The 23562-nt window shown below is 58.4% G+C and carries 23 protein-coding genes; 14 read left to right on the top strand and 9 right to left on the bottom strand.

Translation table 11 applies throughout. The features are described from left to right. Window positions 1–47 precede the first annotated feature (47 nt). From AD669_RS00995 to AD669_RS00985, 3 genes are read left to right on the top strand one after another with little or no spacing between them, the layout of a single operon-like run. Window positions 48–1856 carry an ATP-binding protein gene (locus AD669_RS00995; RefSeq protein ID WP_053116550.1) on the top strand — a complete coding sequence of 603 codons (1809 nt, stop codon included), beginning with the start codon at window positions 48–50 and terminating at the stop codon, window positions 1854–1856. Continuing rightward, window positions 1853–3238, top strand: coding sequence for a sigma-54 dependent transcriptional regulator (locus AD669_RS00990; RefSeq protein WP_053116549.1), 1386 nt, complete (start codon window positions 1853–1855; stop codon window positions 3236–3238). The genes AD669_RS00995 and AD669_RS00990 overlap by 4 nt, the downstream gene beginning before the upstream one ends. Further along, complete coding sequence (locus AD669_RS00985; RefSeq protein WP_053116548.1) at window positions 3235–3690, top strand: YiiD C-terminal domain-containing protein; 456 nt, start codon at window positions 3235–3237, stop codon at window positions 3688–3690. Before AD669_RS00990 ends, AD669_RS00985 begins: the two co-directional genes overlap by 4 nt. A 177-nt stretch (window positions 3691–3867) precedes the next feature. On the opposite strand, the gene cysQ is transcribed toward AD669_RS00985, so the two are convergent. Beyond that, window positions 3868–4695, bottom strand: coding sequence for a 3'(2'),5'-bisphosphate nucleotidase CysQ (gene cysQ / locus AD669_RS00980; RefSeq protein ID WP_053116547.1), 828 nt, complete (start codon window positions 4693–4695; stop codon window positions 3868–3870). 11 nt (window positions 4696–4706) lie between these two features. Then, window positions 4707–5273: an ADP compounds hydrolase NudE gene (nudE, locus tag AD669_RS00975; RefSeq protein ID WP_053116546.1), complete on the bottom strand. Its 567-nt coding sequence runs from the start codon at window positions 5271–5273 to the stop codon at window positions 4707–4709. A gap of 89 nt (window positions 5274–5362) precedes the next feature. Between nudE and yrfG the strand changes: the two genes are divergently transcribed. After that, window positions 5363–6025, top strand: coding sequence for a GMP/IMP nucleotidase (yrfG, locus tag AD669_RS00970; protein ID WP_053116545.1), 663 nt, complete (start codon window positions 5363–5365; stop codon window positions 6023–6025). A 104-nt stretch (window positions 6026–6129) separates the two neighbouring features. Here yrfG and lysM read toward each other — a convergent pair whose 3' ends face one another. Further along, complete coding sequence (gene lysM, locus AD669_RS00965; protein ID WP_053116544.1) at window positions 6130–6570, bottom strand: peptidoglycan-binding protein LysM; 441 nt, start codon at window positions 6568–6570, stop codon at window positions 6130–6132. A 208-nt stretch (window positions 6571–6778) separates the two neighbouring features. On the opposite strand from lysM, the gene fdhD reads away from it, so the two are divergent. From fdhD to AD669_RS00950, 3 genes are all read left to right on the top strand, one after another. Continuing rightward, window positions 6779–7618, top strand: a complete 840-nt coding sequence (fdhD, locus tag AD669_RS00960; RefSeq protein ID WP_053116543.1) for a formate dehydrogenase accessory sulfurtransferase FdhD — start codon at window positions 6779–6781, stop codon at window positions 7616–7618. Beyond that, the gene (locus tag AD669_RS00955) at window positions 7615–9963 is read left to right on the top strand and encodes an FdhF/YdeP family oxidoreductase (RefSeq protein ID WP_053116542.1); all 2349 of its coding nucleotides are present in this window, start codon (window positions 7615–7617) and stop codon (window positions 9961–9963) included. The genes fdhD and AD669_RS00955 overlap by 4 nt, the downstream gene beginning before the upstream one ends. 290 nt (window positions 9964–10253) lie before the next feature. After that, window positions 10254–10736, top strand: a complete 483-nt coding sequence (locus AD669_RS00950; RefSeq protein ID WP_053116541.1) for a glycine zipper domain-containing protein — start codon at window positions 10254–10256, stop codon at window positions 10734–10736. Window positions 10737–10832: 96 nt separating this feature from the next. Here the strand turns inward: AD669_RS00950 and AD669_RS00945 are convergent, their stop codons facing one another. From AD669_RS00945 to AD669_RS00935, 3 genes are all read right to left on the bottom strand, one after another. Further along, window positions 10833–11267, bottom strand: a complete 435-nt coding sequence (locus AD669_RS00945; RefSeq protein WP_053116540.1) for a thioesterase family protein — start codon at window positions 11265–11267, stop codon at window positions 10833–10835. 149 nt (window positions 11268–11416) lie between these two features. Then, entirely contained in the window at window positions 11417–12643 is a 1227-nt protein-coding gene (locus tag AD669_RS00940; RefSeq protein ID WP_053116539.1) for a 3-hydroxyacyl-CoA dehydrogenase, read from the bottom strand. 204 nt (window positions 12644–12847) lie between these two features. Further along, window positions 12848–14776, bottom strand: coding sequence for an ATP-dependent DNA helicase RecQ (locus AD669_RS00935; RefSeq protein ID WP_053116538.1), 1929 nt, complete (start codon window positions 14774–14776; stop codon window positions 12848–12850). Between the two features lie 438 nt (window positions 14777–15214). Between AD669_RS00935 and AD669_RS00930 the strand changes: the two genes are divergently transcribed. From AD669_RS00930 to AD669_RS00910, 5 genes are all read left to right on the top strand, one after another. Then, entirely contained in the window at window positions 15215–15475 is a 261-nt protein-coding gene (locus AD669_RS00930) for a hypothetical protein (RefSeq protein WP_053116537.1), read from the top strand. A 104-nt stretch (window positions 15476–15579) separates the two neighbouring features. Then, window positions 15580–16722 (top strand): hypothetical protein, encoded by a 1143-nt coding sequence (locus AD669_RS00925; protein WP_053116802.1) that lies wholly within the window; start codon window positions 15580–15582, stop codon window positions 16720–16722. Window positions 16723–17070: 348 nt separating this feature from the next. Beyond that, window positions 17071–17370, top strand: coding sequence for a hypothetical protein (locus tag AD669_RS00920; protein ID WP_053116536.1), 300 nt, complete (start codon window positions 17071–17073; stop codon window positions 17368–17370). A gap of 122 nt (window positions 17371–17492) precedes the next feature. Beyond that, entirely contained in the window at window positions 17493–17936 is a 444-nt protein-coding gene (locus tag AD669_RS00915; RefSeq protein ID WP_053116535.1) for a hypothetical protein, read from the top strand. Then, the gene (locus tag AD669_RS00910; RefSeq protein WP_053116534.1) at window positions 17936–18208 is read left to right on the top strand and encodes a type II toxin-antitoxin system mRNA interferase toxin, RelE/StbE family; all 273 of its coding nucleotides are present in this window, start codon (window positions 17936–17938) and stop codon (window positions 18206–18208) included. Before AD669_RS00915 ends, AD669_RS00910 begins: the two co-directional genes overlap by 1 nt. Before the next feature lie 318 nt (window positions 18209–18526). Here AD669_RS00910 and AD669_RS00905 read toward each other — a convergent pair whose 3' ends face one another. Then, entirely contained in the window at window positions 18527–20068 is a 1542-nt protein-coding gene (locus tag AD669_RS00905; protein ID WP_053116533.1) for a phosphoenolpyruvate carboxykinase, read from the bottom strand. A gap of 182 nt (window positions 20069–20250) precedes the next feature. Then, window positions 20251–21153 carry an Hsp33 family molecular chaperone HslO gene (hslO, locus tag AD669_RS00900; RefSeq protein ID WP_008080485.1) on the bottom strand — a complete coding sequence of 301 codons (903 nt, stop codon included), beginning with the start codon at window positions 21151–21153 and terminating at the stop codon, window positions 20251–20253. 105 nt (window positions 21154–21258) lie between these two features. Between hslO and AD669_RS00895 the strand changes: the two genes are divergently transcribed. Next, window positions 21259–22059: a phosphatase PAP2 family protein gene (locus AD669_RS00895; protein ID WP_053116532.1), complete on the top strand. Its 801-nt coding sequence runs from the start codon at window positions 21259–21261 to the stop codon at window positions 22057–22059. A 150-nt stretch (window positions 22060–22209) separates the two neighbouring features. On the opposite strand, the gene AD669_RS00890 is transcribed toward AD669_RS00895, so the two are convergent. Continuing rightward, window positions 22210–22617, bottom strand: coding sequence for an RNA-binding S4 domain-containing protein (locus AD669_RS00890; RefSeq protein WP_053116531.1), 408 nt, complete (start codon window positions 22615–22617; stop codon window positions 22210–22212). Between the two features lie 116 nt (window positions 22618–22733). Here AD669_RS00890 and AD669_RS00885 point away from each other — a divergent pair, with 116 nt between their 5' ends. Then, window positions 22734–23513 carry an EAL domain-containing protein gene (locus AD669_RS00885; protein WP_053116530.1) on the top strand — a complete coding sequence of 260 codons (780 nt, stop codon included), beginning with the start codon at window positions 22734–22736 and terminating at the stop codon, window positions 23511–23513. Window positions 23514–23562: the final 49 nt, after the last annotated feature.

The raw sequence follows: 23562 nt of genomic DNA, 5'->3' as shown, positions 1-23562 counted from the left end.
GCCTGAGCCTAGGCATAATGCGCCTGTTCCCCACAGGCGCATTCGGCATGAAACCAACCCTTCCCCGCAGACCCCGCTGGCGCAGCCTTGCGTTGCTGGCGCTGTGTCTGGCGCCGCTGTTGTGGCCGCTGGAACATCTTGCCGAGCGGTATTACCGCAGCGAACTGGCCGGCCAGAATCGCCAGACCCTCGACCTCTACGTCGCCAACCTGCTGGGCACCCTGCACCGCTACGAAGTGTTGCCGCAGATCCTCGGTGATCTGCCCGCGCTACGCTCTGTCCTCGGCGCGCCGGATGATGGCGTCACCCAAGGCAACGCCAATCGCCTGCTGAAAAATATCGCCGCGCAAACCGGCGCCGAAGTCATGTACCTGATGGACACCAACGGCCAGACGCTGGCGGCTTCGAACTGGGACAAACACGACAGTTTTGTCGGCCGTAATTTCTCCTTCCGTCCGTATTTCAGTGAAGCGATGGCCGGGCGTCTGGGGCGCTTTTTCGGGCTCGGCACCACGTCAGCCAAACGCGGTTACTTCTTCGCCGCCGCCGTGCGCAACGGCGAGAAAATCATCGGCGTATTGGTGATCAAGGTCGATCTCGATCACACCGAAAGTCTTTGGGGCAAAACTCCAGAACAACTGCTCGTGACCGACCACAACGGCGTGGTCATTCTTACCTCGCGCCCGGAATGGCGTTTCCGCTCGACCCGCGAGTTGAGCGAAGCCGAACGCTCTGCGATCACAGCGATCCAGCCCTATCCAACCCGCGAGCCTCGACCGCTGAACCTCAGCCCCACTGCCTGGCTGATCCAGACCCACGACATCGCCGAAACCGGCTGGAGTGTCAGCATCCTTGCCCCGCGCACGCTGATCGATCGCCCGGTGCGCACGGTCGTGGCCATCGGTGGCGCCACGTTGCTGGTGGTGATGTTGTTGCTCGGTTTGATGATGCAGCGTCGCCGTCATTATCTGGAACGCATCGCTTTCGAGGCCAAGGCGCGCCGCGAACTCGAAGGTCGTGTTGCCGAACGTACCAGCGACCTCGAAGGCCTCAACCGGCGCCTGAAACAGGAAGTGCTGGAGCGCGAACAGGCGCAGCAGGAACTGGTGCGTGCGCAGGATGACCTGGTACAGGCCGGCAAACTGTCGGCGCTAGGGACGATGTCGGCAAGCATCAGCCACGAACTCAATCAGCCGCTGGCGGCGATCCGCAGCTACGCGGAAAACGCCGAAGTGCTGCTCGATCATCAGCGCACCGACGACGCGCGCGGCAACCTCAAATTGATCAGCGAGCTGACCGGGCGCATGGCCTCGATCATCGCCCACCTGCGCGCCTTCGCCCGCCGCGATCGTCATGCTCCGGAAAGCGTTGCCCTGCAACCGGCGCTGGACGATGCCTTGGCACTGCTGGCCAAACGTCGGCGCAGCATGGAAGTCGAGCTGATCCGCGATTTGCCCGCCGCCACGTTGTGGGTCGAAGCCGGGGAAACCCGGTTGCGCCAGGTGCTCGGCAATCTATTGGCCAACGCCCTCGATGCGCTCACCGAAAAAGGCCCGCCGCGCAAATTGTGGCTGAGTGCCGAATCCACCGCCGAGGGCGTCAATCTGTACATTCGCGACAACGGCCCGGGGTTCTGCATGGAAGCCCTCGGCCGCGCCAGCGAGCCGTTCTATACCACCAAGACCCGCACGCAGGGGCTTGGTCTGGGTTTGGCCATTTGCGAAACCCTGATGCGCGCCTTCGGCGGTGAACTGTCGTTCGCCAACCACAAGCAAGGCGGCGCCTTGATCACCCTGCGGCTGCGCGCCGGTGCGCCCGGGGTCAGCCTGCAACCGTCCGAGGATCGAAGTGCATGACCATCGACAATCGCATTCAGGTGGTGTTGATCGACGACGATCCGCACCTGCGTCAGGCCCTCGGCCAGACTCTGGATCTGGCCGGCCTGAAAATCCTGCCGCTGTCCGAAGCCAAAGGCCTCGCCGCACAACTTGAGCGTGACTGGCCCGGTGTGGTGGTCAGCGACATTCGCATGCCGGGCATGGACGGTCTGGAATTGCTCAGCGAACTGCACGCTCAGGATCCGGAGTTGCCAGTGCTGTTGATCACCGGCCATGGCGATGTGCCGCTGGCGGTGCAAGCGATGCGCGCCGGCGCTTACGACTTTCTCGAAAAACCTTTCGCCAGCGATGCACTACTCGACAGCGTGCGCCGCGCGTTAGCCCTGCGCCGATTGGTGCTGGACAACCGCAGCCTGCGTCTGGCCCTCAGCGATCGCAACGAGTTGAGCGCGCGACTGGTCGGCCAATCGGCGCCGATGCTGCGCCTGCGTGAGCAGATTGGCGCACTGGCGGCGACCAAGGCTGACGTGCTGATCCTCGGTGAAACTGGCGCTGGCAAAGAGGTCGTCGCCCGCGCGCTGCATGATCTGTCGAGCCGACGCAACGGGCCGTTTGTGGCGATCAACGCCGGCGCATTGGCCGAGTCCGTGGTCGAAAGCGAACTGTTCGGCCACGAACCGGGCGCCTTCACTGGCGCGCAGAAACGCCGGATCGGCAAGTTCGAATTCGCCAATGGTGGCACGCTGTTTCTCGATGAAATCGAAAGCATGAGCATGGACGTGCAGGTGAAATTGCTGCGCATGCTCCAGGAACGTGTGGTCGAGCGACTCGGTGGCAATCAGCTGATCCCGCTGGACATCCGCGTCATCGCCGCGACCAAGGAAGACTTGCGTCAGGCGGCCGATCAGGGGCGTTTCCGCGCCGACTTGTATTACCGTCTCAACGTCGCACCGCTGCGCATTCCGCCGCTGCGCGAACGTGGCGAAGATGCGCTGATGCTGTTCCAGCATTACGCCGACGAAGCCAGTGCCCGCCACGGTTTGCCGCCGCATGAATTGCAACCGGCACAGCGTGCTTTGCTGCTGCGCCACACCTGGCCGGGCAACGTGCGTGAACTGCAAAACGCCGCCGAACGCTTTGCCCTCGGTCTGGAACTGGCGCTGGATAACAGTGCTGTTGAAGGTGTCGACGGTGCGACCGTTGCAGTTGTCGAAGGCGGGCTAAGCGAACAAGTGGAACACTTCGAGAAATCGCTGATCGCCGCCGAACTGGCGCGCTCGCACAGCTCGGTGCGCAGCCTCGCCGAAGCACTGGGCGTTCCGCGCAAGACCTTGCACGACAAATTGCGCAAGCACGGTCTGAATTTTGGTGACAGCAGCCACGGGGACGAAAACGAATGAGCACAGACAGTCAATATCTGGAGTCGGTGCTTCATCACGACATTCCGCTGACCCGCGACATGGGCCTGCGGGTGCTCGACTGGCGCGAGCAGCAATTGAGTCTGTATTTGCCGCTCGATCCCAACGTCAACCACAAGAGCACCATGTTCGGCGGCAGTCTCTATTGCGGCGCGGTACTGGCCGGCTGGGGCTGGTTGCATTTGCGTTTGAAAGAAGAAGGGATCACCGATGGGCACATCGTGATTCAGGAAGGGCAGATCAGTTATCCGCTGCCGGTGACGGGCGATGCCACGGCGATTTGCCCGGCGCCTGATGAGCGGGTGTGGAAGAAGTTTTTGGCGATGTATCAGCGGTATGGGCGGGCGCGGTTGGTGTTGCAGACGCGGATCGTCAATGTCGGGAGTGAAGTCGATGCGGTGACGTTTAGCGGGCAATACGTGTTGCACCGCTGACGATCAAAAGCCCCTCACCCTAACCCTCTCCCGGGGGGAGAGGGGACTGACCGGGTTGTTCTCTCGATTTGCATCGACCTGAGATATCGAGTCGAACTCAGGTTTTGAAGCGCATGAAGATCAGCTCCCTCTCCTGGGGGAGAGGGCTGGGGTGAGGGGGATTCTGGATCAGCCCACTTACCCGCGCGCCAACTCCAACAACCTCGCCCGCCATGCCGCCTTCGCCGGCAGCGCCAAAAAGAACTCGTTCAACAGCGACTCCCGCGCCGGATAACAAAACGCCTCACCGCGTAAATCCAGTACCTCGCCGCCCGCCCCTTCCAGCACACCCTGCGCCGCCGCCGTGTCCCACTGCGAAGTCGGCGCCAGTCGCGGATAGCAATCCGCCGCCCCTTCCGCCAGCAGGCAAAACTTCAGCGAGCTGCCGATGTTCGCCAACTGCAGTTCACCGAGGCTGGCGCTCAAGCCCGACAGCAATCGCTCCTGCTCGGGGCTGGAATGCCGACGGCTGGCGACAACCGTAAACGCCTCACCCGTTCCCGGCACATCACGCACCTGAATCGAAACCGGTGTGCCGCCCTTGTCGCAACGCCACGCGCCAAGCCCGGCACCACCGACGTAAAAGCGACCGTTGGTCGGCATCGACACCACGCCAAACACCACCCGACCGTTTTCGATCAACGCAATGTTGACGGTAAATTCTTCACTGCCGCTGATGAATTCTTTGGTGCCATCCAGCGGATCCACCAACCACCAGCGCGTCCATCCGGCGCGTACGTTTTGGGGAATGTTCGCGTCTTCTTCAGACAGCACCGGAATACTCGGATCCAGCGCGGTCAGCCCGGCCAGAATCAAATGGTGCGCCGCCAGATCCGCCGCCGTCACCGGTGAATCATCGGCCTTGGCGGTGACTTCAACGCCTGCGCGCCAGAACGGCAAAATCGCTTCGCCGGCCTGCAATGCCAGTTCAACCACTGGCGCCATCAACGGATGGGGGAAATTCATCGACAGGTCACTCACGACTGAAAGAACCCACGCTGGGTCAGCAAGTCACGGGTCAGATACAGCGCCGCCAATGCGCGGCCTTCGGAGAATTGCGGGTTCTGCGCCAGCGCCGACAGATCACGCAGATTGACCTTGTCGACCCGCATCGGCTCAGGCTCGTCGCCCTCCAGCCGCTCTTCGTAGAGATCGGTGGCCAGCACCACCTGAATCTTCTGGCTCATGTAACCGGGCGACAGCGACAGCTCGGTCAGATGCTCCAGTTGCCGCGCGCCAAAACCAGCTTCTTCCTTGAGCTCACGTTCAGCCGCCGCCAGCACATCTTCGCCCGGCTCGATCAAACCTTTGGGCAGCGACAATTCGTACTCATCGGTACCGCCGCAGTATTCCTCGATCAGCACCGCGTGCTCGGCATCGAGCATTGCCACGATCATTACCGCGCCATAGCCGGCGCCCTTGCCGACCAGCCGCTCGTAGGTGCGCTCCACGCCATTGGAAAAACGCAGCTTGAGTTCTTCGACGCAAAACAGACGACTGGTGGCGACGATCTCGCGGGCGAGTACGGTAGGTTTCTGGCGCATGCAAAGCTCCTTGGCGTGAACGCGCTACTATAACGCGGCTTTCCCGATTGTTTACGTCGGATATCTTTCTACCGTTTCGAGACGTTGCCATGCCCTCTTTACCCTGGTCCGACATCGATACCGTCCTGCTGGACATGGACGGCACGCTGCTGGATCTGCACTTCGACAACCATTTCTGGCTGGAACACCTGCCCCAGCGCTACGCCGAACTGCACGGGGTCAGCCGCGCAATGGCCGAGATGGAATTGCAGCCGCTGTTCGAACGCCATGCAGGTCAGTTGCAGTGGTATTGCCTGGATTTCTGGAGCAGCGAACTGAAGCTGTCAGTGCGTGAGTTGAAACAGGAAACCGCGCACCTGATCGCTTTGCGTCCTGACGCGGATACTTTTCTGGAAGCAATAAAACGCGCCGGGAAACGGGTGATCATGATCACCAACGCGCACCGTGACTCACTGTCGCTGAAGCTGGAACGGATTGAACTGGCGCCGTACTTCGAGCGGCTGATCAGCTCGCATGATTACGGTTTCCCCAAGGAAAACCCGCAGTTCTGGGACGCGTTGCAGGCAGATATCGGTTTTGATCCGGCACGCAGTCTATTCGTCGACGACACCTTGCCGATTCTGCGCAGCGCGCGGGATTTTGGCGTGGCGCACTTGCTGGCAGTCAAACAACCCGACAGCCGCAAAGGCCCGAAAGACACGGCCGAATTCGCGGCAGTCGAAGACTACCGCGACCTGATCTCAGGCTTGTGACCCCACTGTAGGAGCTGCCGCAGGCTGCGATCTTTTGACTTTTATTTTTAAAAAAAACAGATCAAAAGATCGCAGCCTTCGGCAGCTCCTACAGGGGTTCCTGTTTACTCAGGAATACGCAGTGTCTGACCCGGATAGATTTTATTCACATCCTTGAGCATCGGTTTGTTGGCATCGAAAATCTTTTGATACTTGTTGGCATCACCGTACACACGCAGCGAAATCGCGCTGAGGGTGTCGCCCGACTTGACCACAACAAACTGCGCAGCCGTCACAACCGGGCCGCTCACGGTGATCTGATCATCAACACTGCCAACCCCGGCAATATTGCCAACGGCCAGCAGGATTTTCTCTTTCTCTTCCTGACTTGCCACTTCACCGGTCACGGTGACTTTGTCGCCATCCACCGTTGCCTGCACATTCGGATTGCCCAGCCCGACCTTATTGATGTGATCCTTCAATTGCTCACTGGCATTGGCGTTACCGGGGGTCAGCAGATCCAGCAGCTTCTCACCCGCTTCTTTCACAAAGCTCAAAAGACTCATAGCGCACACTCCTTGATTTGGGTTCCAGATGCCCAAGCCTAGACCACGTCAGGCAAACCCGGTTCCGAGCCGACCAATGACTCTGTAACCGTATGCGTACGGAAAAGGCCCCTTGATCGACGCCATCTATCAATACATCGACAGTAGCGATTAGACGCGACAACTTGACGCGCCTAGTCTTAACGTTGATCAAACCGTCGGTGATGCCATGAACGCCAAGCGCCCAACTTGCGCGGCGCCTGCACTCGAAACGCCCGCGCCTGCCGCCAGCCAGACCTACAGCTACAGCGATCTTCCCCGTAAAGAGTCGGCGAGCACTGCGCTCGCCGAGGAAGTCGCGTTGGCGATCGCCTACAACGGCATCAGCCAAGCCGTGATGCTGGTGACGCCGACTGACCTGGAAGACTTCATCGTCGGCTTCAGCCTCGGCAGCGGCATCATCGAAGACGCGACCGACATCTATGACCTGCAACTGACCGGCGCCGGCTCAGCGCAATACGCGCATGTGACCATCGCCAATCGCGCCTTCTGGAACCTCAAGCAGCAACGTCGGCAAATGGCTGGCACCAGTGGTTGCGGATTGTGTGGCGTCGAAGCGGTGGAACAGGCGTTGCCTGATCTGAAAGTGCTGCCCGGAGCGCCGTTGCCACCGATTGAATGGCTTGATGGTTTGCGTCAGCGCATCAGTGCGTTTCAGCCTTTGGGTCAGCACTGCGGCGCGGTACACGCGGCAGTGTTCATGAACGCCAGCGGCGAACTGCTGCTCGGTCGCGAAGACATTGGCCGGCACAACGCGCTCGACAAACTGATCGGCGGACTGATCCGCCAGAAGATATCCACCGAAGGCGGACTGGCAATTGTCACTAGCCGTTGCAGCCTCGAATTGATCCAGAAAGTGTTGCGCGCCGGCATCCAGACCCTGGTCAGCCTGTCCGCGCCCACGGGCCTCGCCGTGCAATGGGCCCGTCGACACAACCTCAATCTCATCCACCTGCCGCAGAAAAGTGCGCCGCGGGTGTATAGCCCCGCGATGGAGAATCAAGCGTGAGCCAACATCATCAAGCCGACCAGAAACCCGTCCCGCGCTACAAGCCTTACAAAGGCGCAGCCGGCGGCTGGGGTGCCCTGATCAGTGTGGCTCAGGCCTGGTTGACCAGCGACAACGCCCTGAAAAACCTGCGCATGATGCTCAAGACCAACCAGAACGGCGGCTTCGACTGCCCGGGTTGCGCGTGGGGCGATTCGCCGGAAAGCGGCATGGTCAAGTTCTGCGAGAACGGCGCGAAAGCGGTGAACTGGGAAGCGACCAAGCGTCGTGTCGACGCCAAGTTCTTCGCCAAGCACAGCGTCACATCGTTGCTGGAGCAGAGCGACTACTGGCTCGAGTATCAGGGCCGCCTGACCGAGCCGATGGTCTACGACGCCGAAACTGATCGCTATAAACCGATCAGTTGGGACGACGCCTACACGCTGATTGCCAAACACCTGCAAAGCCTGCCGAGCCCGGATCTGGCCGAGTTTTACACCTCGGGCCGCGCCAGCAACGAAGCGGCTTATTTGTACCAGTTGTTCGTGCGCGCCTTCGGTACCAACAATTTCCCTGACTGCTCGAACATGTGCCACGAAGCCAGCGGCGTGGCGTTGGCGCAAAGTGTCGGCGTCGGCAAAGGCACCGTGACCTTCGATGATTTCGAACACGCCGATGCGATTTTCGTTTGGGGCCAGAACCCCGGCACCAATCACCCACGCATGCTCGAACCGTTGCGTGAAGCGGTGAAACGCGGCGCGCAAGTGGTGTGCATCAACCCGCTGAAAGAGCGTGGCCTGGAACGTTTCCAGCACCCGCAACATCCGATCGAAATGCTCACCAACGGCGACAAGCCGACCAACACCGCCTACTTCCGTCCGGCACTCGGCGGCGACATGGCGCTGTTGCGCGGCATGGCCAAATTCCTCCTGCAATGGGAACGCGATGCGCAGAAGGCTGGCGCGCCAGCGGTGTTCGACCACGACTTCCTCAATGAACACAGCACCAACGTGCTGGAGTATCTCGGTGTCGTGGATGACACGCCGTGGGAACAAATCGTCGAACAGTCCGGCCTGACCCTCGTGGACATCGAGCAAGCCGCGCGCATGTACGCCAGAGGCAAAAACGTAATCATGTGCTGGGCGATGGGCATCACCCAGCACCGCCATTCGGTGCCGACCATTCAGGAAATCGCCAACCTGATGCTGCTGCGCGGCAACATCGGCAAACCGGGCGCCGGTCTGTGCCCGGTGCGCGGTCACAGTAACGTGCAGGGCGACCGCACGATGGGCATCAACGAGCGTCCGCCGGTGGCGTTCCTCGATTCTCTGGAGCGGCGCTTCCAGTTCAAGGTGCCGCGTCATAACGGCCACAACGTGGTCGAGGCGATTCATGCGATGGCCGAAGGTCGTGCCAAGGTCTTTATCGGGCTGGGCGGCAACTTTGCTCAAGCGACGCCGGATAGCCCGCGCACTTTCGAAGCGCTGAGCAATTGTGACCTGACCGTGCAGATCAGCACCAAGCTCAACCGCAGCCACTTGGCTCACGGTAAAGACGCGCTGATCCTGCCGTGCCTCGGTCGCACCGACATCGACATCCAGACTGAAGGCCCGCAAGCGGTCACCGTGGAAGACTCGTTCAGCATGGTTCACGCCTCCAACGGCCAGTTGCAGCCGCTGTCGAACCAGATGCGCTCGGAGCCGTCGATCATCGCCGGCATCGCCGCCGCTACGCTGGGCAGCAAACCGGTGGACTGGAACTGGCTGGTGGCCGATTACGCGCGCATTCGCGACCTGATCGCCGACACCATTCCGGGCTTCAAGGAATTCAACGAGAAGGTCAAAAACCCGGGCGGTTTCTACCTTGGCAACAGCGCCGGTGCGCGCAAGTGGAACACGCCGTCGGGCCGCGCCAATTTCCGCGCGAACCTGCTGCCGAAAGATCTGGTGCACGAACGCACTCGTGCGACTGGACAACTGCCGGATCTGATCCTGCAATCGATGCGTTCTCACGATCAATACAACACGACGATTTATGGGCTCGATGACCGTTATCGCGGCGTGAAGGGCCAGCGCGATGTGTTGTTTGCCAACGAGGCGGACATCATTCGCCTGGGCTTCCGTCCGGGGCAGAAGGCTGACATCGTGTCGCTGTGGGACGACGGTCGTGAGCGTCGGGTGAAAGGCTTTACCTTGCTGGCGTTTGATATTCCGGCGGGGCAGGCGGCGGCTTATTATCCGGAGGTGAATCCGCTGGTGCCGCTGGAGAGCACCGGGGATGGCAGCCATACGCCGACGTCGAAGTTCATCGCGATCCGGTTGGAAGCGGCGAGTGAGACGGGGTTGATCATGGCCAAGTCGGCTTAACACAAGGTCAAAAGATCGCAGCCTTCGACAGCTCCTACAGAGATCGGTGTAGGAGCTGCCGAAGGCTGCGATCTTTTCGTTTTTGCCTTTCGAACGCCCACAAAAAAGGCCGCTTTTTTACAAAAGCGGCCTGTCCGAAGTAGTTAAAGACCGGCAAAAATCAGATAAGTTCCGTATACAAAACAGTAACTTGCGAAATTGTATACAAGTCGTGTTATTCGTCGGATTTCGATTGTCACGCTTGTTACACAGCCTCAGGATCGGCGCCGTCATCCCTTTGAGGCTCCTCTATGAAGTTCTCCCAGATTCTCTTGTTGTCCCTTGGCCTGGTCAGTGGTTTTGCGTCGGCAGGCGGCACCACCGAAGCAGGTGTTGGCGGCGCATTGGGCGGGGTTCTTGGCTCGGTCGTCGGTCAGTCTTTAGGCGGCAATACAGGTTCCACCATTGGCGCAGCCTTGGGCGGCGCGGGTGGTAGCGCAGTCGGCGCCGACAAACGCAGCCGTGGCGAAGCAGCCATTGGCGGTGCGTTGGGCGCTGCTGGCGGTAACGTGGTCGGTCGCAGCCTCGGCGGCAGCACTGGCAGCCTGATCGGTTCGGCCGCAGGTGGCGGTGCCGGTGGTGCGTTGGGTAACTACATGGGCAACAAGAGCGATGACGATGATCGTCATTACGATCGCGGTCGTGATAACCGTCGCTACTACCGCGACGACCACCGTGGTCGCGGTCATGCCTACGGTCACCGCAAGCATCACAAGTATTATCGTCACCGCTGATTGCTGATTGGCGGCAAGTAGATCAAGAGATCGCAGCCTGCGGCAGCTCCTACACAGATCAATGTAGGAACTGCCGCAGGCTGCGATCTTTTTGCTTTATCCCACCACCAGACGTTCCAGCGCCTGACGCAATTCGCTCGGAATCGGCACCGGCTGATTGCTCGCCCGATCCACAAACACATGAACGAATCGCCCGGCCGCACAGGCCTCGCTTTCGCCGACCTTGAACACCGCCAGTTCGTACTGCACCGAACTGTTGCCCAACTTGCCAACCCGCAATCCGATCTCGATCAGATCCGGGAACGCGATCGAGGCGAAGTAATCGCATGCCGAACTGACCACGAAACCCACCACTTCCCCGTCATGGATATCCAGACCACCGACCTGGATCAGGTAAGTGTTCACGGCTGTGTCGAAGAAGCTGTAGTAGGTGACGTTGTTGACGTGACCGTAGGCGTCGTTGTCGTGCCAGCGTGTGGTGATGGGCTGGAAGTGCGGGTAGTCGGTGCGTTGAGGCATCGGGTTGGACATTGATCAACGATTCCTGAAGGTATTTGTTGCGAGTCTAATTTAAATCCGTGGCGCGGCCTTCGCGAGCAAGCTCGCTCCCACATTCGGAACGCATTCCAAATGTGGGAGCGAGCCTGCTCGCGAAAGCGTCACCCCAAGCACCCAATCACTCAGCGATCAGCAAACCCCTTCCCCTGCGCCGCCAACTCACCAATCAACCGCGCCGGTTTCCACTGATCGCCCTGCCGCGTCTCCAGCGCCAACAGCCGCTGATGAATATCCGCCAGCCCCTGCTGATCCGCCCAGGCCATCGGCCCGCCCTTATCCGCCGGGAAACCGTAGCCATTCAGGTAAACCAGATCGATGTCATGGGCAGACTCGGCAATACCTTCCTGAAGAATCTTCGCCCCTTCGTTGACCAATGCCAGCAGGGAGCGCTCGAGAATCTCCTCCGGGCCGATCTCACGGCGCTGAAAGCCCAAGCCTTCGCTGACCTGCAACACCAGCGCATCGACCTCAGGATCATGCTCAGCCTGACGACTGCCCGGCTCGTAATGGTAATAACCGTTGCCGGACTTCTGCCCGAATCGACCCATTTCGCACAAGCGATTATCCACGTGCACCTCTGGCGCATCCTGACCCTTGCCGGCCAACTCGCGCGCGCGCCATTCCAGATCGATGCCGACCACGTCGTACATGCGAAACGGCCCCATGGCGAAACCGAATCCTTGCAACCCCGCATCGACCTGCTGTGGATAAGCGCCTTCAAGCAACATCTTGCGCGCCTCCAACACGTACGGATGCAGCATGCGGTTGCCGATAAAACCATGGCAGTTGCCCGAGACCACGCTGACTTTGCCCATGCGCTTGCCCAAAGCCAGTGCGGCGTCCAGAGCTGCTGGTGAGGTCTGCGCGCCGCGAACGATTTCCAGCAGTTTCATGATGTGCGCCGGGCTGAAGAAATGCAGGCCCAGCACTTGTTCCGGACGTTTTGTCGCCGCCGCAATCGCATCGATATCCAGTGCCGATGTATTGCTCGCCAATAGCGCTTCAGGCTTCAGCAAGCCATCCAGCTCGCGGAAGATCTTCTGCTTCAGTTCAAGATTCTCGTACACCGCTTCGATCACCAGATCGACATTGCGAATCGCCGCGTAATCCGCCGCCGCACTGACCCGGGCGATACGCGCATCAGCCTCGGCCTGATCAATGCGCCCCTGCCGTACATTGTGTGCATAGGTGTCGGCAACGGTGGCGAGTGCCTGCTCAAGCATCTGTGGGTTGTTATCTACCCACTGCACTGTCACGCCGGCATTGGCCAGGCACATGACGATGCCACGGCCCATGGTGCCCGCGCCGATCACGGCGGCCTGCTGAATATCGAAGGATGTCTGGCTCATATTGTTCTCTTGTTGGCGATCCAAAGACTGGTCTCACCATAGTCAGCCGACGACGTTTTTTGAAGTTTATTACCGTGATGATCGACATTCAGCGGATGGATAGAGCCCTTGTCTTGATCATGTAGGAGCTGCCGAAGGCTGCGATCTTTTGATCTTGAAAAATCAACATCAAAAGATCGCAGCCTTCGGCAGCTCCTACAAGGGTTAGAGGTGATCTTGTGCCCAGCTGCGCACCTCGGCGTAGGGGTATTCTTCGAGCGCCGCATACCCGGGAATCGCCCGCGCCTTGAGCTTGGTAAACAGCGGCACGCTGATCCCGCACAAAAACCGTGTCAACCGCTCCGCCGTCGGAACGCTGCCCGTATGTTGTTCGTGCCTGTGGATAAAATCCCCACACAGCGCCGCGAAGTTTTTATCCACAAGCGGCGGCAATTCCGGCGGCGCCGGCAAGCGTGCAACCTGCCCATGACACACCGAACAATGCCCACAACGCTCGGGCGCATCATGGTCACCGAAGTACCCGGCCAGTCGATAACCCAAACACCGCTCGGTGGCGAAAACCTCAAGCATCGCGTGAATCCGCGCCACTTCGGTCTGTTCATGTCGAGTGAAGTAATCGTGCAACTCGCCACTCAACACGTCACTGTCAAAGTCGCTGTGCAGCAGGCTGTAGACCTCAGTCATCTGCTTGCTTTCAAGCTCGACCCAGCCCTTCTCCTGAAAATAATCCAGCGCCGTTACCACCCGATTACGCTCGGCAGAATACTGTTCGTACATCGCATCGAAACTCACGGTCGCCCATGTGCGTGCGCGATTTGAGGTCTGGATAATCGCCGCGACAAAATCCCTGCGCTCACCCTCGAAACGCGAGAGCAGCGCGTCCGGCTCCACCAAGTACTTGAAACGGTATTCGGCGTAGTAGGCATAGCGCGGCGCGATCAAACCGCGCAGCTCCAACTGCACCAGCAATGTCTTCAGCGGCAACGAACGAATGTTGCTTTGATCCGCCAACGGCCCGAGCAAAAACTCCCACTGCCCGTCCGGCACCGAAGCCTTCAGTTCGTCGAGCACATGACGAATGCCATCGCGCTCCGGCGTATCGCCGTAGACGAAGTTTTCCAGCACGTTGAGGCTGTCGCGGTTGGCCAGCACCAGACAGTCCGAGGGCTGCCCGTCTCGCCCGGCACGGCCGATTTCCTGACTGTAGTTTTCGATGGATTTGGGCAGGTCGAAGTGCACCACATTGCGGATGTCACTCTTATCGATGCCCATGCCGAACGCGATGGTCGCGACGATGCAATTGGACTGCCCGGCCATGAAGCGTTTCTGGATCGCTTCCCGCTTATCGTGGGGCAAACCGGCGTGATACGCCTCGGCCTGAATGCCGTTGCGTTCAAGGTGTTCGGCGATGTGTTCAGCGGTTTTCTGCAAGGTCACGTAGACGATGCTGGGCTGCCCCGGGCGCTCACTCATCCACTCCACCAGACGCCGACGTTTGTCCTGACCGCGCACCGGTTCCACCAACAAGTTGAGGTTGGGCCGGTAGAAACCGGTGGTCACCACATCCTCTGGAGCGATGGCGAATTTGCTCTGCATATCGACGATGACTTTCGGCGTCGCGGTGGCTGTCAGCAGTAAGGTTTGCGGGATGTTGAACTGCCGTTGATAGTCCGGCAGCTTTAGGTAGTCGGGACGGAAATTGTGGCCCCACTCGGAAATACAGTGTGCCTCGTCCACCACCAGCAAGGAGATCGGTACCTGCTGCAAAAAATTGCGGAAACGCTCGTTTTTCAAACGCTCCACCGAGATCATCAGGATCTTCAATTCACCCGTTCGAGCACGCGCCATCACGTCATTGGCGTCTTCGCGGCTCTGCGCAGAATCAATGCTGCCCGCTGAAATGCCGTGGCGTTGCAGGAACGCCAATTGATCCTGCATCAGCGCCAGCAATGGCGAGACCACCAGCGTCAGGTGCGGCAGCAACAACGCCGATATTTGATAGCAAAGGGACTTGCCGGAGCCGGTGGGAAAAATCGCCGCCGCCGAGCGCCCGGCCAGCACTGCGCTGATCGCGGCCTCTTGTCCGGGACGAAACTGTGGATAACCAAAAACCTGTTCCAGGGTGTTGTGCATTCGCTGTCACTCCTTTGACCGCTGCCATGCCAACAGCCTAGCGGGCAATCGCAGCGAGTCGAGAAAAGGTCGGGGCCAAATCGATTCGGAATGATACAGCGGTCACGCAAATTCTGTGGGAGCAGCCTGCACGCCCGCCGTTTTCCCTTTAAGCGCGTGTCAGACGTTTGCAAACGCCCTACAGATTCTGTCGCGCACCGTACCGCCGTGTACGGCGAATTACCCGACAAGCAGGTAGGAATTTTCCGCATAGAGGTTTTGCCTCGAATATGCCGAAAAATCACGTAGGGAAAATCCGTAAACCCTGGAAAACCCCCTACAAACACTGTCCATTGCGGCCGTCTTGTCCCGCTGCGCAACGCCCTTCTATAGTGGCCGGCGCGGCTGAAAGCACTCTGTCGGCCGACCCGAGCGTCTTCGAACAGGACAAGCCTCACCATGATCGACCGTTACCAGCCACTCAAAACCTGCTACAGCGAAAAACCCGTGATGTTGATCGACACCGCCGCCAGTCACAGCGATTTGCTCGATGCCGCCGACCAACGCTTGCGCGCCGCCAGTGATCTGCTGGAAACACTTTACTGTATGTGTTTCAAACAGGCCGACGCGAAAGATATTCCGCACATAGTCAATGCGCTTTATTTATTGGTGCAAGATGGCTGCGACCTGCTGCAAGTTGCCAAGCTGCAACTTAAATAACTCGACCTCAATAAAAACCACAAACCCGGATACAACCCAGCGCTTTATTAATGAGTGGGACGCACACTAACTTGTTGGCTCTTATCACCAACAAGGCCAACATCATGACAGTCGTCACTATATTTTTTTGCGGCACAGGTTCTAACAAGTTCGATACCCAACATGAAAACTTCTGGGACGGCGAACTGGTTTCCACCCTCGCCTCTCACCATACAGGCCGCGAGTTCGCTGAATGGATCGTCGTCGACGGCCCCGGCAGCGGCAACCTGCAGGCCGATGATCTATTCACCGAGAACAAAGACTACGGCCTAAGCGGCACACTGTTCGGCAAGGGCTGGGAAGAAAACGTTCAGCACGCCTTGAACATCATCAAGGGCCAATGTGAATGGCAACGAGAGCAACTGACCGAAGCCGAATACAACCGACTTAAAGCCGCCGGCATTCCCATTGAAGATGTAAAAGTGGAAGGCTCGTGGTTCTGGCGTAAATATAACTACGGCGACCGCAGCGTCACCCAACAGAAGTTACAGGAACAAATCATCAAGACTTTCCGTAAAGATGGCGTTATTCCGACCACGGTTAACCTGGTAGGCTGGAGTCGTGGCGGTATTAGTTGCCACATGCTCGCCAACGCGATGCTCAAGGACAGCGCACTGCAAAACATTCCGGTGAACATCTTTGCGATTGACCCGGTGCCGGGCATCGCCAACTTTCAGGAGCAACGCGTCAAACTCGGCAGCAACGTCAAAGAGTACGTCGGCGTTTACGCCCGCGACGAGCGCTCCAAAGGTTTCAGCTGCGTGATCCCGCAGACCGCCACCGGCACCAAAACCTCCATTTATCCAATGGCCGGTCGCCATGCCACCCTCGCGGGCAACGCCACTTCCACTGGCGGCGTGCCGACCAATGCCAGCGACCTGAAAGTGCTAACTGAACCCGGCCGCATCGTTCGCCACCTGGCTGAGATCTGCCTGAAGCGCTGGGGCACAACACTCGACAAAACCCTCAACCTGACCCAGACCGACCTGGAAAACCTCACCAACGGCATCGTCCGCGACGAGGCCAGATATCAATTAATGCACAACTATTCATACACCTACTTCACCGAACTGGATCAGGGCGAACGTTATGTTTCCCTCGGCAGCAAAGGCGTGCCGTTCTCGACTGTGAAAGGCCCGATTTACCAACCGGCGACAGGGTTGGCGACGAGTTTGCTGGATATTTCTGCGTATGTGCATTTGCGTTGAAAAACGTTGAATGATCGGTAGGAACGTCCGATGCAATCTTCGTCCAGTTCCTACAAGAACAGACCGCTTTGTCGACTATCGGGATTTGAGGGCGCGAATCTATAGTTGTGACTGTCGCTGCCAATCAGCGACTCGGGCTTGGTCACCCGTATTAGATGTGCATTCACAGTCGTTGTATGCTGCTGGCGCTTTTTTGTGTCAGCACGCTCTATGGCGGCTGTGTTCGGGACGTCTTCGGGCGTGCCGGTTGTGAATGCCTCATCGGTTGACCAACCCGAACGCAGTCCGCCACCTATCGCTTGGTCACGGTAGGAGGGGATTCTCCTGACGCAATACGAGGCAAAAATAATGAAAACATGGAATCAATTCACCACCGACCGCTACCGAACGCTCGAATCCAATCTCACTGACACCAACCCACTGATCATCGACACAGAAGCCAACCCCCAAGACATCCTCGAATGCGCCGTCCAGCGCTTACGCGCATCAAGCGACCTGCTACGCACCCTCTACTGCCTCAACTTCAAACAAGCCGACGTCGAAGACATCCCCCACATCACCCACGCCCTCTATCTGCTGACGCAGGATGGTTGTGATCTGCTGCAAGTTGCCCAGCAGCAAATGCTCAACTGGAAAGCTCCGGCTTAAAAATCCCCCACACCAGAGAGCATGAATGCTCGAAAACCAACGTCCAAAGCAGGAGTTGAATTTTGCAAACTACTATTGATTGCGTACGATGGGAGCCACTGTTCAATCAAGGGCTCATCTTCATGACCACTGAAACTATCGATCACAGCACCCTCGCTCGCTTGATTGAAAACGGGTCAGTCAGCAGCGCAAATATCGTCGCTCAACCGGGTGGCTGGTCGATTCAAATTTTGCAGGGAAGAAAAGAATGCTCGCTGGCAGCACAGCGTAGTGGTCAGGTACGACTGTTCAAGCGGCTTGAAACGCTGGTGAGCTACTTGCGGGGAATGGGCATCAGCCACTTCAATGTAGATGCCTCCAGTTACGACCCGCAGCAACTGAAAACCTACGCTCGGCCTGATCGTGCCGAAGCAATGAAACAGGCCCACGAGGCGGCCGCTTATGAGGAATGGTTCAAGCGTCAGGTGCAACTCAGCATTGATGACCCAAGGCCGAGCATCAGCGATGAAGACAGCCGCCGAATATTTGCAGCCAAACGCGATGCTCTCCGTCAACGAGCGCGCTGATGAAGTTGGTCTGGCGCCCCGAGGCGCATGACGACCGAGACCGAATCATGGATCGCATTAGTCAGGACAACCCTGTTGCAGCGGCCGATCTCGACGAAATATTCGAATCAAAAGGGGAAGTCGCTCGACAGCGCCCGACCTTGTACAGAAAGGGCAGGGTTAAAGGCACACGAGAAATCGTTGCAGCTTCTAATTACATCATCGTCTACATGATTAAAGATGAATGCGTGCAAGTTCTGCGAATAATGCATGCCCGGCAGCAGTGGCCCTGACCAATCAAAAAGAGCCGATAAGACCCCAACTGCCAGATCAACCAAACACTTGCAATTATTCTGCTCCAGCGATTCCTCAAGCAACAAATCCGCGAGAGAACTAAAACGCGAGATCCAAAAAGTTAAAAAAATTCCGACGTCAAAGACGAGTGTTCTTGATACGACACTCGTTAGCGAGGATCGTCTAGAAGCCTTCCCGCTGAATACTCATTCACTGTCTGCACTGCTGATGAAAAATCGACAACGAACCCCATGATGAAAAGCCGACCAAAAAAAGCCGCCCCGAAGGGCGGCTTTTTCATTCACATCAAACCAATCTTACAACTTCGGCCCGGCAGCCTTGATCGCATCGCTCACTTCGAACTTCTTGAAGTTCTCGATGAACAGACCGGCCAGTGCTTTGGCAGCCTCGTCGTACGCAGCCTTGTCAGCCCAGGTGTTGCGTGGGTTGAGCAGGTTGGTTTCAACGCCCGGTACGGCCAGTGGCACGTCGAGGTTGATGGTGTCGAGGTGTTCGGTGTCAGCACCGATCAGCGCGCCGCTCTGGATCGCTGCGATCACCGCGCGGGTGGTCGGGATGTTGAAGCGTTTGCCGACGCCGTAGCCGCCGCCGGTCCAACCGGTGTTGACCAGGTAAACCTTCGAACCGAAGCCGCGGATGCGCTTGATCAGCAGCTCTGCATATTCGCCAGCCGGACGCGGGAAGAACGGTGCGCCGAAGCAGGTGGAGAAGGTCGACTTGATGCCGCTGCCGGAACCCATTTCAGTCGAGCCCACCAGTGCGGTGTAGCCGGACAGGAAGTGGTAGGCCGCTTGTTCTTCGTTGAGGATCGACACTGGCGGCAGCACGCCGGTCAGGTCGCAGGTCAGGAAGATCACCGCGTTTGGCTCGCCACCGAGGTTCTGTTCGGAACGCTTGGCAACGTGCTCCAGCGGGTAAGCGGCGCGGCTGTTCTGGGTCAGGCTGACATCGGCGTAGTCGGCGTGCTTGGCGTCGTCGATAACGACGTTTTCCAGTACAGCACCGTGCTTGATGGCTTTCCAGATAACCGGCTCGTTCTTCTCGGAGAGGTCGATGCACTTGGCATAGCAACCGCCTTCGATGTTGAACACCACGCCTTCGCCCCAGCCGTGTTCGTCGTCACCGATCAGGTAACGGCTTTCGTCGGCCGACAGGGTGGTTTTACCGGTGCCCGACAGACCGAAGAACAGGGTCACGTCGCCTTCTTCGCCGATGTTGGCAGCGCAGTGCATCGGCAGCACGTCAGCGGCCGGCAGCAGGAAGTTCTGCACGGAGAACATGGCTTTCTTCATCTCACCGGCGTAACGCATGCCGGCGATCAGCACTTTTTTCTGTGCGAAGTTGAGGATCACGCAACCGTCGGAGTTGGTGCCGTCACGCTCAGGCACGCACTCGAAGTTGGCCACGTTGAGCACTTGCCACTCTTCACGACCGGCCGGGTTGTACTGGGCCGGGTTGATGAACAGGCAACGACCGAACAGATTCTGCCAGGCAGTCTGGGTGGTCATTTTCACGGCCAGGTAGTGATCTTCAGCTGCGCCTACATGCACGTGGGAAACGAAGTGCTCTTGCGCGTTGTTGAACGCCTCGACACGAGCCCACAGCGCGTCGAACTTGTCGGCCGGGAACTTGCGGTTGATCGGGCCCCAGGCGATAGCAGCCTGGGTGGAAGGCTCTTCAACGATGAAACGGTCAACAGGCGAACGACCGGTGCGGTGACCGGTGCGAACAACCAGAGCGCCGGTATCGGCAAGCTCGCCCTCACCGCGATTCAAGGCTTCTTTTACCAGATCATCGACACTCAGATCGGTGTACACGGCGTTATTGGCTTGCGTCATGAGATTCCCCGTCGGCCAGTGGCCGAGTGTGCTCCAAACGTTTTGTAGTAGAAAGTCGTGCACTACTACCGCGACAAAAAGTGGGCCGGATTATGCCAGAAACGCCCAAAAAGAGTAGGGCCCTCCCGTCGTAACGGCGTAATTGCGCGTTTGAGCAGTGAATTTACCTGCGCTGAACCGTTTTAGTGCCGGGTGTCGGATGGCGTGTCGACACCTGCGCCAGCGAACAATTGAGCGATATCGGCTGCATCAAACAGGTAGCGCTCGTTGCAAAACTGGCAATCGATCTCGACGGTGCCACCCTGTTCGGCGACCAACGCTTGCGCATCTTCCAGACCCAGACTGACCAGCGCATTGCCCGAACGATCCCGCGAGCAACTGCAACGGAAGCGCAGATTCTGCACATCGAACAGACGCACCTGCTCTTCGTGATAGAGACGATGCAGCACGGTTTCGTTGTCCAGGCTGAGCAATTCATCGGCGGTCAGGGTGGTGGCCAGCGCGGTGATGTGCTGCCAACTGGCGGCGCGATCTTCTTCGTCTTTCAGACGATCGGCCGGCAATTGTTGCAGGAGCAAACCACGGGCACGACGACCGTCGGCGAACAGCTTGAAGCGCGTACCGACCTGTTGCGACATGACGAAATAGTTGGTGAAGCAATCGGACAGGGTTTCGCCGTCGAGGTCGACAATGCCCTGATAGCGCTGGCCGACAGTCGGGTCGACGGTCAGGGCCAGAACACCGTTCGGCATCAGGTCGGCGAGGGTCGCGTCCGGGGCGATCTGGTCGGCGTGATAACGCGCCAGACCACGGATGTCGCGGTCGCTGGAGCACTCGATCATCAGCATCGGGATCGGGCCTTCGGAACGCGCCTGCAGAATCAGCAGTCCATCGAACTTGAGGGTGCCCACCAGCAACGAGGCGGCGGCCATCAGCTCGCCCAGCAATTGCGCAACCGGCTCCGGGTACGGGTGCTTGGCGAGGACTTCGGCGTAGCTGCGCTCAAGCGCGACCAGTTCGCCACGGGTGTCGCTGTCATCAAAGATGAAGCGTTGGGTGAAATCGGTATCCGGTAGGTCGGTCATAGGTCTGGGTATCTGAAAGTGGTGACAAAATGGTTACAAGACGTGAAAATTTGCGCTTCTTGGCACCCCTTTTGGTGCCGACTGCTTTGCCATGGGAGGCATTTTATGAACAATCCGGGTTTGTTCCAATCAAGGTGGAACCTCGGCCGGCTGGTTCTGTGCAACGTGGTGCCATTAGCACTACTGGCTTTCTGGTTATGGCCTACGGGCAACGCGCTGTGTGTGATTTTCGACGAGTGGCTGTTTCGCTCACTCAATACACCGCTGGCCAGCAACCCCATATGGCTCCACATCTGGGCAATTGCAAGTATGCGTCCGTTCGACATCGTCGTTGGCCTGATCCTGCTGACGCTGCTGATCAAGGGCGACTGGGTGTTCAAGGCGATTGACGTGCGCCGGGCTTTTTTCGGTTTTCTGTCAATTCTGTTGTTGATGGTGGTAATTCGCGCACTGTTTTCCAAGTTCGCCGACTCTATGGATTGGCAGCACAGCAGTCCGTCGATGGTGCTTGAGGGCGCCGTGCACATCAGCGACTACTTCCCGGATCTGGAAAAAACCTGGGAAATTAAAGATCGCTCCAGCCAGAGTTTCCCCGGTGATCACGCCTCGGTGTTGTTGATCTGGGCGCTGTTCATGGGCGTGTTCAGCCGTACGGTCGGGCAATTTTTGGCGGTGTGGGGCTTGGCGGTGTTGTTCATGTTGCCGCGACTGGTGGCTGGTGCGCATTGGGGCCAGGACGATTACATCGGTGGGGTTTTATTGGCGGTGTGGGCGTTGGGCTGGGGTTATTACACGCCGTTCGCGTATCACGCTGCGAACTTCTGGTTGAAGGTGACGGCGCCGGTTTTTGCGCTGCTGGGCAAGTTGCCGGTGGTGTCGCGGATGAGTGTGGTGCGTAGCGCCTGATCCGCGTTGACTCCGGCGAGTGCCGTGCACTCGATTCGCGAGCAAGCCCGCTCCCACAATTGACCGCATTCCTTCCGTTGAAATGCAATCCAATGTGGGAGCGGGCTTGCTCGCGAAGAGGCCGGCACCAACAACGCAAAAATGTCGCTCTCACTCGTCGTGGCTGCTGCCACGAAACTTGAACAAATCCCGCCGCTGTTTCTTGCTCGGTTTGCCATCGGTGCTCATGCCCAACGCGCCCGCCTTGCGCATCGCCGCAGCCGCCTCACGTTTGGCAACACTCTCGGCAGTCTCCGCGTACAACGTCTGCGCCTCGGGCGCACCGCGGCGCACGATCGACAGCGCCTCGACCTTCACCGTGCGCACTTCGAACCCCATACGAATCTCGAACTCATCGCCAATGCGTGGCTCTTTGCCAGGCTTGCAGCGCTCGCCCCGACAATGCACCTTGCCACTCTCAATGGCGGCTTTGGCCAACGCGCGAGTCTTGTAAAAACGTGCGGCCCACAGCCACTTGTCGAGACGAACCTTGTCGTCCTCTTCCTGTTTTTGCGCCATATGAATTCCTCGGTCAGCCAGTAGTCGGAACTGTACTACCGTTTCTGTCGGGCGCAACAACCCGGCCCTCCAGATAGACTGTGATCCAGGCCGGTTCATCGGCACGGAGAGATCGAGTGACAAAATTTCCATCTTCATTAACTTCGCCCAAGGCCGGTTGCCAAGGCTGCCAGCAAAGCGAGCCGCTGGGCTTCGAGTTTGCCTTCGCCTATCAACCCATCGTCGATCTGCGCGATCAGTCGATTTTCGCCCACGAAGCGCTGGTTCGGGGTGTGGCCGGTGAAGGCGCGTTCACCGTGTTGGATCAAGTTACAGAAGACAACCGCTACCGTTTCGACCAGCTCTGCCGCACCCGCGCCATCGAAGGCGCGGCCACTCTAAATATGCAGACACACTTGTCGATCAACTTCATGCCCAACGCGGTCTATCGTCCAGAGTTATGCATTCGCAGCACTCTGGAGGCGGCAAAAAAACACAATTTCCCGATCGACCGATTGATTTTCGAAACCCTGGAAAGCGAGCACGTAGATAACTATCGCCATTTGACCAATATTCTGCGTGAATACCGCGAATTCGGCTTCAAGACCGCCATCGATGACTTCGGTGCCGGTTATTCGGGGCTCAATCTGCTGGCTGATTTCCAACCGGATCTGATCAAACTCGACATGGCGCTGATCCGCGATGTCGATCGCGACCGTGTTCGTCAGGCGATCGTTCGGGGGATTGTCACAATCTGTGCGGAGTTGGACGTTACAGTCATTGCCGAAGGCATTGAGAGCGCCGGTGAACGGGATTTCCTGGCGGACTGTGGAATATTTCTGATGCAAGGCTACTGGTTCGCCAGACCTGCATTCAAAGCGTTGGCCCAGGTAGCACCTGAGGCCTGGACGCGTTAATCGTTGGTTTTTATCTATTGAAGACATTTGACCATTTGACCGTTGTCGG

This window comes from Pseudomonas sp. P1.31 (assembly GCF_001269815.1).
GTDB lineage: Bacteria > Pseudomonadota > Gammaproteobacteria > Pseudomonadales > Pseudomonadaceae > Aquipseudomonas > Aquipseudomonas rustica.
Note: the sequence above shows the minus strand (reverse complement) of the source record. Positions and strands in the feature narration are given on the sequence as shown.